At 74.9% G+C, this 11,820-nt stretch carries 11 protein-coding genes; 6 read left to right on the top strand and 5 right to left on the bottom strand.

Features of this window, described 5'->3' with window-relative positions:
• Positions 1-887: 887 nt before the first annotated feature.
• Complete coding sequence (locus AB0G52_RS10480; protein WP_361335647.1) at positions 888-1,814, bottom strand: DUF3027 domain-containing protein; 927 nt, start codon at positions 1,812-1,814, stop codon at positions 888-890.
• A gap of 382 nt (positions 1,815-2,196) precedes the next feature.
• Here AB0G52_RS10480 and AB0G52_RS10485 point away from each other — a divergent pair, with 382 nt between their 5' ends.
• The 4 genes from AB0G52_RS10485 (at position 2,197) to AB0G52_RS10500 (ending at position 5,804) form a co-directional block, all read left to right on the top strand.
• A complete protein-coding gene (locus tag AB0G52_RS10485) occupies positions 2,197-3,705 on the top strand; it encodes an MFS transporter (protein ID WP_361335650.1) in 1,509 nt (502 codons plus the stop codon).
• Between the two features lie 62 nt (positions 3,706-3,767).
• Positions 3,768-4,241 (top strand): DUF2771 domain-containing protein, encoded by a 474-nt coding sequence (locus AB0G52_RS10490; protein WP_132891674.1) that lies wholly within the window; start codon positions 3,768-3,770, stop codon positions 4,239-4,241.
• Positions 4,211-4,963, top strand: a complete 753-nt coding sequence (locus AB0G52_RS10495) for a futalosine hydrolase (RefSeq protein ID WP_361335653.1) — start codon at positions 4,211-4,213, stop codon at positions 4,961-4,963. The genes AB0G52_RS10490 and AB0G52_RS10495 overlap by 31 nt, the downstream gene beginning before the upstream one ends.
• Entirely contained in the window at positions 4,950-5,804 is an 855-nt protein-coding gene (locus AB0G52_RS10500; RefSeq protein WP_132891676.1) for a 1,4-dihydroxy-6-naphthoate synthase, read from the top strand. Before AB0G52_RS10495 ends, AB0G52_RS10500 begins: the two co-directional genes overlap by 14 nt.
• Positions 5,805-5,864: 60 nt before the next feature.
• Here the strand turns inward: AB0G52_RS10500 and AB0G52_RS10505 are convergent, their stop codons facing one another.
• Entirely contained in the window at positions 5,865-6,341 is a 477-nt protein-coding gene (locus tag AB0G52_RS10505) for a hypothetical protein (RefSeq protein ID WP_132891677.1), read from the bottom strand.
• 19 nt (positions 6,342-6,360) lie between these two features.
• Complete coding sequence (locus tag AB0G52_RS10510) at positions 6,361-6,744, bottom strand: cold-shock protein (RefSeq protein ID WP_132891678.1); 384 nt, start codon at positions 6,742-6,744, stop codon at positions 6,361-6,363.
• A gap of 187 nt (positions 6,745-6,931) precedes the next feature.
• Here AB0G52_RS10510 and AB0G52_RS10515 point away from each other — a divergent pair, with 187 nt between their 5' ends.
• Positions 6,932-7,186 carry a hypothetical protein gene (locus AB0G52_RS10515; RefSeq protein WP_132891679.1) on the top strand — a complete coding sequence of 85 codons (255 nt, stop codon included), beginning with the start codon at positions 6,932-6,934 and terminating at the stop codon, positions 7,184-7,186.
• Here AB0G52_RS10515 and AB0G52_RS10520 read toward each other — a convergent pair.
• Together AB0G52_RS10520 and AB0G52_RS10525 are read right to left on the bottom strand one after the other, a co-directional pair.
• Positions 7,159-7,827, bottom strand: a complete 669-nt coding sequence (locus AB0G52_RS10520; protein WP_361335808.1) for an HAD family hydrolase — start codon at positions 7,825-7,827, stop codon at positions 7,159-7,161. The two genes, AB0G52_RS10515 and AB0G52_RS10520, sit on opposite strands and share 28 nt — an antisense overlap.
• Before the next feature lie 86 nt (positions 7,828-7,913).
• Positions 7,914-8,906: a hypothetical protein gene (locus tag AB0G52_RS10525; protein ID WP_361335658.1), complete on the bottom strand. Its 993-nt coding sequence runs from the start codon at positions 8,904-8,906 to the stop codon at positions 7,914-7,916.
• A 175-nt stretch (positions 8,907-9,081) separates the two neighbouring features.
• On the opposite strand from AB0G52_RS10525, the gene AB0G52_RS10530 reads away from it, so the two are divergent.
• Entirely contained in the window at positions 9,082-11,622 is a 2,541-nt protein-coding gene (locus AB0G52_RS10530; protein WP_361335661.1) for a helicase-associated domain-containing protein, read from the top strand.
• Positions 11,623-11,820: the final 198 nt, after the last annotated feature.

The raw sequence follows: 11,820 nt of genomic DNA on the forward strand, positions 1-11,820 counted from the left end.
CGCTCCGGGTCCACCGGGTCGGCGTCGCTCCCGGGCCGGGCACGGGCACTCCCGCCCGAGTGGGCCGCCGGCATATTCACCGACCTCACTCTCGGAGCAGGGCGCGGGAGCGGCGAAGCACCCACGCCGCGCACGCGGCCCCTCTCACACTTTCGAGACCGCGCCCGCGGGCGATTGCCGGCCGCGCCGGGCCCGCCGCGGACGGTCCCTCGGGTACGGCCGCCGGTCAGGCCCGCGCCGAGAGCCGCGGCGCCGAGGGAGGCCTGCCGGCGGCTCTCGGGACGGCGGCCGGTGCGTTCCTGCCGACGGCCGGGGGCAGTGCACTGCGGCGCACGTGAGGAAGCCGGGGCGGGCGGCGGGGCCGAGGGGAGCAAGGCGGCGCCGGTCCCCGGCCAGGGCGGCGGCATCGGGCGCTGGGCCGTGCCGGCGGGCAACGTCACGAAGCCGGGGCGGGCGGCGGGGCCGAGGGGAGCAAGGCGGCGCCGGGCCCCGGCCAGGGCGGCGGCATCGGGCGCTGGGCCGTGCCGGCGGGCGACGTCACGAAGCCGGGGCGGGCGGCGGGGCCGAGGGGAGCAAGGCGGCGCCGGTCCCCGGCCAGGGCGGCGGCATCGGGCGCTGGGCCGTGCCGGCGGGCGACGTCACGAAGCCGGGGCGGGTAGCAAGGCCGAGCGGGAGCAAGGCGGCGCCGCCGCTTCCCGGCCAGGGCGGCGGCGCTGGGCGCCGGGCCGTGCCGGCGGGCGACTGACGAAGCCGGGCCGAGGGGGAGCAGGGTGGCGTCGGTTCCCGGACTGGGCGGCGGCGGGGGCTGGGACGTGCCGGCGGGGGTCGTGCCGCTCCGGACGGGCGGGAGCGGCACGCGGCCCTGGGGTCGGAAGCGCGCCGTCCGCCTAGGAGTGGCCCAGTTCGGCCGTCTCCTCGTCCGAGGTCGCCGGGACCGAGCCGGAGTCGGCGGCCGGGCGGAGGGGGAAGGGGTCGACCCTCGTCTCGTCGATCACCGGCGGGGCCGGCTGCGGGGTCTTCGGCATGACCGCGGCCTCCGAGTGGCCGCCGCAGCCGTAGGCGAGGGAGACCACGCGGCCGTCGGCCGGGGAGAACTCGTTGGCGCAGACACCGAAGGCCTGCCCGAGGGAGCCGCCGATGGGGCTGAGGAAACCGCAGCTGACGCAGGTCGCGGGGGCGGCCTGCGCCATCGGGGTCTTGGCGCCGAACGCCTCCTCCCAGCGGTCGGCGGCGACATGCAGGCCGTACCGGGACAGCACCCGCGCCCGGCGCATGCCGAGTTCCTCGGCGACCGAGGCGATCGTGCCCCGGGAGGGCACCGTCGGGAGGTGCGCGGGGGTGCCCGCGGTGACGTCGGCGTCCTCCGCCTCCGCCAGTTCCTCCATCTCCTCGGAGACCGGGGAGTTGGGCTCCGGCCCGTCCTCACCGGTGTAGCCGGGCTCCAGGCGCAGGTCCTCCGCCTCGGTGGGCAGCAGGTCGCCCGGACCCATGTCACCGGGGCGCAGCCGCTCGCTCCACGGCACCCACTCAGGGGCCAGCAGGGCGTCGGGGCCGGGCAGCAGCACCACCTCGTCCAGGGTGACGACCTTGGCCCGGGAGGCACGGGCCACCGTCACCGCCCAGCGCCAGCCGCGGTACCCGAGTTCCTTGCACTCGAAGAAGTGCGTGACGACGCGATCGCCCTCGGCCACCGCGCCTGCGTGCTCTCCCACCACCCCGGGTGCCGCGGCCTCCTCGGCGGCGGCACGGGCGAGGTCGACCGCCTCGGCGCACAGACGGTCGGGGGTGCGGCTTCGCGTTGTCGCTGCGCTCACAGGTATCGCTTCTCTCCTACGCCGTCTCACGAGTGCGGTCGCCTCCGGCGGTGGGGCGGACGGAGCGGACCTGTGGGCCGCATCGACGTCCGCGTCCGATCGCGCTCGGGCGCACCTATGCCATCCATTCTGCGCTATGGCTGAGATACGCACGCTACCCCGTCGCCGGTGGTGGGGGACAGTCCGGCGGGGCCGACGACGGCGGGGGCGCGCACCGGTCGTCGCCCGGCCGCGGGCCGACGGGAGCCCGGTGGGGGCCGACGGGAGCCCGGTGGGGGCCGGTCGCGCTGGTCCCCGCGCCCCTGCGGGGCGTTCCACCGCCACTGCCTGCGCCGGTTCGCTTGGCGACAAAGTGCACTAGGAACTGCACTCTCAGGGCACTATGAAGCACGTGGCAACCGCGAAGTCCCCCCAACGCTCCGCCGGGGTCGGTAGCGGTGCGGGCCGGATGCGCGGTGCCGCCCGCTCGGTCGGCCGTGCCCTGCACCTCCCGGTGACCGGTACCGCCCGGGGTATCCGCAAGGCCACGCACGCGCACGGCGCGGGCGAGTCCGGCCTCGGGAAACTGATCGAACTGCACGCGGTGAACGGCGCCGGCGACGTCATGATCACCGTCGCGCTCGCCTCGACGGTGTTCTTCTCGGTGCCGACGGACGAGGCCCGGGGGCGGGTCGCGCTCTACCTCGCCATCACCATGGCCCCCTTCACGGTCCTCGCCCCCGTCATCGGCCCCCTCCTGGACCGGCTGCCGCACGGCCGCCGGGCCGCGATGGCCGGCGCGATGCTCGCCCGGGCACTGCTCGCGCTGATCATCGCCGGGGCCGTGGCGAGCGGCGGACTGGAGCTGTATCCGGCCGCGCTCGGCGTGCTGGTCGCGTCGAAGGCGTACGGCGTCGTGCGCAGTGCGGTCGTACCGCGGCTGCTGCCGCCCCGGTTCTCCCTGGTGAAGGCCAACTCCCGGGTCACCCTGGCCGGGTTGCTCGCCACCGGTGCGGCCGCGCCGGTCGGGGCCGGACTGCACGCCGTCGGCGACCCCTGGCCGCTGTACGGCGCCTTCGTGATCTTCGTCGCCGGGACGTTCCTCTCCTTCACCCTCCCCCCGAAGGTCGACTCCGCCAAGGGCGAGGACGTGGCGCTGCTCGCCGCGGAAGCGCACACGCGGGGCGGCCAGAGCGGGCAGAGCGCGAAGGACCCGCAGGGCCCGAAGGACCCGCACGACCCGAAGGACCCGCAGGACTCGACAAACCCCCAGGAGTCCAAGGAGTGCAGGGAGTCCAAGGAGGCGAAGCGGCCGGGGCTGCGGACCGTCGGCCCGGCCGTCACGCACGCGCTCGGCGCCAACGCGGCCCTGCGCTGCCTCTCCGGCTTCCTGATCTTCTTCCTGGCGTTCCTGCTCCGCGAGCACCCGCTGACCGGCGAGAGCGCCGCGGTGTCGCTGGGGATCGTCGGCGTCGCCGCGGGCGCGGGCAACGCGGTCGGCACGGCGGTGGGCTCCTGGCTGCGCTCCCGGGCACCGGAGGTCATCATCGTGACGGTGGTGGCCGTGGTGCTGGGCACGGCGATCGTGGCGGCCCTGTTCTTCGGCGCCTTCCTGGTGGCCGTCCTCGCCGCGGTGGCCGGGTTCGCGCAGGCGCTGGCCAAGCTGTGCCTGGACGCGCTGATCCAGCGGGACGTGCCGGAGCTGGTGCGGACCTCGGCGTTCGCCCGCTCGGAGACGCTGTTGCAGATGGCGTGGGTGTTCGGCGGCGCGGTGGGCATCGTGATGCCGCTCAACGGCACCCTGGGGCTCGCGGTGGCCGCCGCGATGGTGGCCGCCGGCTGGCTGGCCACGCTGCGCGGTCTGTTGGCCTCGGCCCGGCACGGCACCCGCACGCGCCCGCGAGTGGCGTAACGAACCGGGCACGCCGTACCCCACGTGGGGAGCGGGCCGAGAGCGCCCGATAGCCTTCGGCCATGACCACGCTGCACTCCCGCTCGCGACGCCGCCGCGTCGTCGCCGCCGCCGGCGCCGTTTCCGCCGGACTGCTCGTCCTGTCTGCCTGTGACAAGCCGACCCCGATCGCCACGGTCACCGTCGGCACGGCCTCGGTCAACTCCGAGGCCACCTGCTACAACGACGGCAAGGCCCTGGACACGGCCTCGCTCGCCAAGTGCCTCAAGGACACCGGGATCAAGTCGATCAAGGTGGACCCGGACGAGACCGTCCGCTTCGGCGTCGACCCGAAGATCGCGGACAACGGCTGGACCATCCTGATGAACGGTCAGGCGCTCACCGAGTCCAGCACCAAGACCTACCGCACCATCCCGGGCAGCGTGTTCTTCAACGCCCAGTACGGCGCATCCGGCAACTCGACCCTGGTCTCCATCAAGGAGGGCGACAAGTCGGTGCAGGGCCTGTGGTCCTTCAAGCTCAAGAAGGACGCCTGACCACGTCCGCCGTACGCGTCCTCGTAGCCACCGCGGTCCCCGCCGAACGGGACGCGGTGGCGACGGCGTTCGGTGACCGCACGACCGAGGTACGGCTGCCCGCCGGCACCCTGCTGCGCACCGCCGGGGGGTACGACCTCCTCGCCGCCGGGGTCGGCCCGGCCGCGGCCGCCGCGGGCACCGCGACCGCCCTGACCGCCGCCGCCCTCGAAGGACGCCCTTACGCGCTGGTCGTCTCCGCCGGGATCGCGGGCGGTTTCCAGCCCCAGGCCCCCGTGGGTTCGCTGGTCGTCGCCGACGAGATCACCGCGGCCGACCTGGGCGCCGAGACGGCCGACGGATTCGTGCCGGTCACCGACCTGGGCTTCGGAACCGTAAGCCACCGTCCACCGAATTCACTCGTACGTGGGGTCGCAGGGGTGACCGGCGCACGCCCCGGCACGGTGCTCACCGTGTCCACCGTGACCGGCACCGCCACCCGCGCCGCCGAACTGCGCGCCCGGCACCCCGGCGTCCTCGCCGAGGCCATGGAGGGTTTCGGCGTCGCCGACGCGGCCGCCGCGCACGACGTGCCCGTCCTGGAGATACGCGCGGTCTCCAACCCCGTCGGCCCGCGCGACCGCGCCGCCTGGCGCATCGGCGACGCGCTGGCCGCCCTGACGGAGGCCTTCGGGAAGCTCGCGCCCGCCTTGGAGGGTTGGAACCCACATGACCACCGGTGACCTGCTGAAGATCGCTTACTCGCCCTGCCCGAACGACACCTTCGTCTTCGACGCCCTCGCCCACGGCCGCGTCCCGGGCGCCCCCGCGCTCGACGTCACCTTCGCGGACATCGACGTCACCAACGGCATGGCCGAGCGCGGCGAGTCGGACGCGCTGAAGGTGTCGTACGCCGTGCTGCCGTACGTCCTCGACGAGTACGCGCTGCTGCCCTGCGGGGGCGCGCTGGGGCGGGGCTGCGGCCCGCTGGTGCTGACCCGGGAGGCCGGGGTGGACCTGACGGGCCGCACGGTCGCCGTCCCGAGCGAGAAGTCGACGGCGTACCTGCTGTTCCGGCTCTGGGCGGCCGACACCCTGTCGGACGGCGGGGTCGGCGAGATCGTGGTGATGCCGTTCCACGAGATCATGCCCGCGGTGCGGGACGGCAAGGTCGACGCGGGCCTCGTGATCCACGAGGCGCGTTTCACCTACCAGAACTACGGGCTGCACAAGCTCGCCGACATGGGCGAGCACTGGGAGGACACGACGGGCCTGCCGATCCCGCTCGGCGCGATCATCGCGAAGCGCTCGCTGGGCGCGGAGCGGCTGACGCACCTCGCCGACTCGATCCGTACGTCCGTCCACGCGGCCTGGGACGATCCCGAGGTCTCCCGGCCCTATGTCATGGCCCACGCCCAGGAGATGGACCCGGCCGTCGCCGACCAGCACATCGGGCTCTACGTCAACGAGTTCACCTCGGAACTCGGCGAGGACGGCTACGCCGCGGTGCGCGGACTGCTCACCCGCGCCGCAGCCGAGGGACTCGTCCCGCCCCTCGGCCCGCACGCACTCGACTTCCCGTAGGTCGGCGGTTGCCCGCGGCCGTGAGGGGGCCCCGGACCGGGATCAGGCCCCTGACCGAGGTCAGGGGCCGTCCGGCGGGTCGCCGTCGGTGAGGTGGTCGGCCGGTGGCCACTCGGCCAGCGCCAGCATTCCCAGGACCTTGCGGACGAGGAACACCGCCAGCGGCACCTCAACGAAGACCGCCAGCGCGGCCGACTGCCACACGTCCGGGGTGCCGAGGGCGAGCGACACGTCGAACCAGGCGTCGCAGACCAGCAGCGCCCCCGTGGCGACGGCCGTCACCACGACGGCCCGGTGCCGGCGCCAGCCCAGCACGGCGGTGGACGCCATCGCGAGCACGAGCAGGACGTCGAAGCCGACCCAGGTGATCCGCCACTGGCGGACCGTGTACCCGCTGGGCAGCGTGAACGCCAGCAGGAGCGTCCACGGGACGAGACCGACGGCGCAGACGGCGAGCAGTTCCAGGATGTGCCGCCGCTGCCGCCGAATCCGCGCCAGCAGTTCGGGGGACGGCCCGTCGGTCCGTATGTCGCTCACTTCGGCTTTCCCCGGCGGCCTACACGTCCAATTGGTCCGCGACCGCGCGCAGCAGACCGGCGATCTTCTTGCCCGCGGTCTTCTCGGGGTAGCGGCCGCGCTCCAGCATCGGGGTGATGTTTTCGAGCAGTGTCGTCAGGTCCTGCACGATGGAGGCCAGCTCGTCCGGCTTCTTGCGCTGGGCGGCGGCGACCGACGGGGTGGGGTCGAGAATGACCACAGAGAGCGCCTGGTCACCGCGCTGACCGGCGACGACGCCGAACTCCACGCGCTGACCGGGCTTGAGGGCGTCGACCCCGTCGGGGAGAACCGAGGAATGGACGAAGACGTCACCGCCGTCGTCGCGGGAGAGAAAGCCGAAGCCCTTCTCGCTGTTGAACCACTTGACCTTGCCGGTAGGCACGTCTGTCCTCGTCCTCGTATCTCGTCGGGAACTGCTCGGAAAAGTTCTGAATGCAACAGCTCTGAACGGGCCTTGATAGCACTCGGGCGGGTCGACCATGACCCGCCGGTACCAAGGCTAATGGTCTTCGGGCGCGTGACAAGACGTCGCCCGGTTGTTCCTTCGGGCAGGGAACTACCCTGGTCGAGTGCGTGACAAAACCCAAGCGAATTCCGCCGGGCCCGGTGACCGACTGATCCGCGCCGGTGCCGTGGTCTTCTTCATCGGTACGGTGGCCACACTCGTCACCGTGATACCGCTGTTCCTCGGTGCGAAGCCTTTTCCGACCTACATGTACCTGCTGAGCATGCTCATGGGCGTCGGCTTCCTGATCGCGGGCGCCGGAGTGCTCCAGTCGATCGCCGCAGGCCGCCGTCAGGCCCGGGCGGCGTCCTCCCGGTAGCCGTCCTCCCGGTGGCCGTCCGCGCGGTAGCGGGCCAGCCAGGCGGGCAGTTCGGTGAGGTCGGTGAGCACCACGTCGGCGCCGGCGGCGCGCAGCTCCCCGGCGTCGCACGGTCCGGTGGCCACGGCCACCGACAGCGCACCCGCCGTACGGGCTCCCCGCACGTCCCCGACGTGGTCGCCCACGTACACGCCCGCGCCGTGCTCGCGCAGCGCCACGGCCTTCTGCTCGGCCCACAGGTCGCCGACCACCGCGTCCGGGACGATGCCGAGGTGGCCGAGGTGCAGCTTCGCGTTGGGCTCGTACTTGGCGGTCACCACGAGCGTCTTCCCGCCGGCGTCCCGCACGGCGGCGATCGCCTCCCGGGCGCCGGGCATGGCGGGCGTCGCCGTGATCGCGATCTCCGGGTACATGGCCCGGTACAGATCACTCATCTCCGCGATCCGCTCGGCCGGGAACCAGTGGACCAGTTCCTCGGCGAGCGGCGGCCCCAGCCGGGTGACCGCCAGATCGGCGTCGATGAACGTCCCCGTCCGCTCGGCGAGCGCCGTGTAGGTGGCATGGATACCGGGCCGGGAGTCGATGAGCGTCATGTCGAGATCGAACCCGACGGTAAGCGGCCAAGAAGTCATACCGGCCATTGTGCCGTGACCCGTCAGGGGCGCGGGGAACTGCGCGATCAGCCCCGACCGGCCCGCAGCCGCCGTACGACGGCCGCCCTCCTCCCCTAGGGCCGCGCCCGCTGCGACCTCCACACCAGGAACAGCGCCGACCCCACCGCCGCCCCCCGCACGACCCACGGCCACGTCTCCGCCACCGCCCCGCTCATGTGCCCCTCGGCGATCGGCGCCCCCCAGCGCCCCGCACTGCGCCCCCACAGCCACACCAGCCCCGCCGCCACCGACAACCCCGGCACCCACATCACCGCCAGCTTGGTCTCCGCCGGGGTGAGGCGCCGGGAACCGTAGGCGATGAGCCAGCCCAGGATCAGCGCGAACCAGTTGCCGAGCACCGCGCCCACCACCAGGGCCGCCGCGGCGAGCAGGAGCAGCGGGTTGGTCCAGCCGGCCGCCGGGCGGGGGACGAAGCGGATCCCCCGGCGCGGCGCCGCCGCGGCCTCGACCACGGGGGCCGCCTCCGCGGGCTCGGCGGCCCCACCGGAGCCGTCCCCCGGCTCCTCCTTCTGGAAGCCCGGCCTGCGGAGCATCTCCGGGATCTCCACACCGCCGACGAACCCGGGCACACTGTCGACGTCCCCGAACGGACTGCTGTCCACCCGCCACCAGTCGGTGGGAGCGCCCCCCTGCCCGGGCCCGCCCGGCTCGGCGGGCCGGGGCCGCGGTACGACCCGCCGTGACTCACCGGACGAGCCCGACGCCTTGGACGCGCCCGCCGCACCCGACGCGCCCGACGGCCCGGACGCGCCCGTCGGCGGGCCCCCGTCCGGTTGGACCGGCACCGCGGCCGGCGCCGGCTGCGGCGCACCGTCCGTCGTACCGCCCGCCGCCTCGACGACCTCGTCGGGCGTGCCCAGCCGGTCCAGGATGCGGCGTACGGCGGCGGGGCTGTCGACGGTCGCCTTCGACCGGTGCCGGTCGATCTCGTTGCGCAGCCCGGACACCAGCCGCATGCGTTCCGCCGACGACAACTGGCGCTGGTGCGCGATGTCCCCGACCCGGCTCAGATACTCGTAGACGACCTGATCGCTCTCGATACCCACGAAGTCCCCTCCGGGGCCTATGCGTTGAATGACCCGCAACGACGGTAGCGCAGGCCACGGCCGATGTCGGTACGGCACCGGCCGTCGGCGGGCGGTGCGTGCGGGTGTCGCCGGAGGTGGCGTGGCCCGGACAGCTGATGCCGGTCCCGACGTCGTACCCGCTACCGTGGGTCCGATGAGCAACCCGGCCACACCGCCGCGCTCCCTCGCGGAGGCGCTCCGCGCCAGGGACGACGCCTCCCTGGCCGTACTGCTGCGCGCCCGCCCCGACCTCATCACCCCCGTCCCCACCGACCTCACCCAGCTGGCCACCCGGGCGGGCACCCGCGCCTCGGTGCTGCGCGCCCTGGAGCGGCTGGACCGCTTCGCCCTGCAGACCGCGGAGGCGCTGGCGGTTGCCGGTGATCCGGCGCCGTACCCGGAGCTGCTGCGGCTGATGGCCGGCGACGACGGCGACCCGGCCGTGACCGCCGCCCTGCCGGCCGCTCTCGGTGCGCTCCGGGACCAGGCCCTCGTGTGGGGCGACGACGAGCGGCTGCGGCTGGTGCGGACCGCGCGGGAGGTGCTCGCGCCGTCCCCGCAGCACCCGTCCCCGACCGGTCTCGGCCCGACCGTGCGGGAGGCCACCTCGGGGATGTCCCCGGGCCGGATCCAGGAGATCCTGACCACCGCCGGGCTGCCCTCCACCCATGACCCGGTGTCCGCGGTGGACGCGCTCACCAAGCTGTTCGGCCACCGCAGGAAGATGGCCAGGCTGCTCGCCGCCGCGCCCGCGGAGTCGCGTGAGGTGCTGGGCCGGCTGGTCTGGGGGCCGCCGTACGGCCAGGTCACCCCCGAACCGGCGGCCCATCTGCGCTGGCTCCTCGACCGCGGTCTGCTGCTGCCGACCTCCCCGGGCACGGTGGTCCTGCCCCGCGAGGTCGCCCTGCACCTGCGCGAGGGCCGCGCGCACCGTGCGCCGGAGCCGGTGCCGCCCGCCGTGGAGCCGGCCGCCACGCACCGTCCGCAGGTGGTGGACGCCACCGCGGCCGGACAGGCGTACACCGCGCTCGCGACCGTCGAGGAGCTGCTGAAGGACTGGGACGAGGGCGGCCCTTCCGTGCTGCGGGCCGGCGGGCTCAGCGTCCGGGACCTGAAGCGCACGGCGGTGGCCCTGGACGTGCCCGAACCGGTCGCCGCCTTCTGGGTCGAGCTGGCGTACGGCGCCGGGCTGCTCGCCTCCGACGGCGAGGCCGACGAACGCTACGCGGCGACCCCCGCCTACGACGAGTGGCTGGACCGCCCGCCCGCCGAACGCTGGGCCCAGCTGGCCGAGGCCTGGCTGACCGCGACCCGCACCCCCGGCCTGATCGGCGGCCGGGACGCCAAGGACCGCGCCCTGTCGGCCCTCGGTCCGGGCCTGGACCGGTCCGCCGCACCGGAGGTACGGCACCGGGTGCTGACCCTGCTGGCCGGGCTCCCGGAAGGCACCGCTCCCGGCGCCGAGTCGGTGCTGGCCAGGCTCCGCTGGGAACGCCCGCTGCGCGGCCCGCAGCAGCAGGGCGACGACCTGCGCACCCGGCTGGCGCGCTGGACCCTGTCCGAGGCCGAGCTGCTCGGCGTGACCGGACGCGGGGCGCTGTCGGCGCACGGCCGCGCGCTGCTCGGCGCCCCCGCACCCGCGAAGGCCGCCGAACCGCCGCCCGCCGGCCCCGGCTCCGGACCCGGCGACAAGCTCCCCGTGCACCATCACCGTCCCGTCCCCGCCCGGGAACCCCTCTCCCCGCCCGAGCAGGCGGTCGCCACCGCGACCGCCGGCCGGCTCCTCGCCCCGCTGCTTCCCGAGCCCCTCGACCACGTACTGCTCCAGGCCGACCTGACAGCGGTCGCCCCCGGCCCGCTGCGACGCCCGCTCGCCGAGGCGCTGGGCGTCCTCGCCGACGTCGAGTCGAAGGGCGGCGCCACGGTCTACCGCTTCACGCCCGCCTCCGTCCGCCGCGCCCTCGACGCCGGCCGCACCGCCGCCGACCTGCACGACTTCCTCACCACCCACTCCCGCACCCCGGTCCCGCAGCCGCTCGCCTACCTGATCGACGACGTGGCCCGCAGACACGGCCATCTGCGGGTCGGGGCGGCCTCGGCGTACGTCCGCTGCGACGACGACACGGTGCTGGGCGAGATCATGGCCGACAAGCGGGCCGCCGCCCTGCGCCTGCGCCGCCTCGCCCCGACCGTCCTCGCCACCCAGGCGGACCCCGCGACCCTCCTGGAGGGCCTGCGCGCGATGGGCTACGCGCCCGCCGCCGAGTCCGCCGAGGGCGACGTCCTGATCACCCGCGCCCACGCCCACCGCACCCCGCCGCGCACCGCCCCCGAGCCGGTTCCGGACGGCCCGCCGGCCCCGGACCCCACCCTCCTCGCCGCCGCGATCCGCGCGATCCGCGCCGGCGACCTCGCCGCCACCACCCCGCGCAAGCCCACCGGCACGACGGTGTCGGGCGGGGAGCTCCCGCGCACCACGGCGGCCGAGACCCTCGCCACCATGCAGGCCGCCGTCCTCACCGGCGGCACCCTCTGGATCGGCTACGTCAACGCCGAGGGCACCGCCAGCCAGCGGGTCATCGCCCCGATCCGCGTGGAGGGCGGCTTCGTCACGGCGTACGACCACACGGCCGACGAGGTCCGCACCTACCCCCTGCACCGGGTGACCGGCGTGGCGGAACTGGCGGAGGACTAGGGCCCTTCTGACGGACCCCACCAGGACGTCGACCGCCCGCGCCACCGTCGTGGCCGGTCGCGCCTGTCGCGCCGGCCGGGCGGTCAGCCATCCCGCACCGGGGCGTTCGCCGGCAGGCCGACGTGGGTCCGGGCCGCGGCCGCCGGCCCGGCTCAAGGTTGCGCAGGACGATCGGACAGCCGCGGACACCGGGCGCAG

It is taken from the genome of Streptomyces sp. NPDC021562, assembly GCF_040640875.1.
Taxonomy (GTDB): domain Bacteria; phylum Actinomycetota; class Actinomycetes; order Streptomycetales; family Streptomycetaceae; genus Streptomyces.

Excerpts from the sequence above, each read along its gene's own strand:
- AB0G52_RS10485 (WP_361335650.1), top strand. The coding sequence starts at position 2,197 with ATGAAGCACGTGGCAACCGCGAAGTCCCCCCAACGCTCCGCCGGGGTC.
- AB0G52_RS10490 (WP_132891674.1), top strand. The coding sequence starts at position 3,768 with ATGACCACGCTGCACTCCCGCTCGCGACGCCGCCGCGTCGTCGCCGCC.
- AB0G52_RS10500 (WP_132891676.1), top strand. The coding sequence starts at position 4,950 with ATGACCACCGGTGACCTGCTGAAGATCGCTTACTCGCCCTGCCCGAAC.
- AB0G52_RS10520 (WP_361335808.1), bottom strand. The coding sequence starts at position 7,827 with ATGGCCGGTATGACTTCTTGGCCGCTTACCGTCGGGTTCGATCTCGAC.
- AB0G52_RS10530 (WP_361335661.1), top strand. The coding sequence starts at position 9,082 with ATGAGCAACCCGGCCACACCGCCGCGCTCCCTCGCGGAGGCGCTCCGC.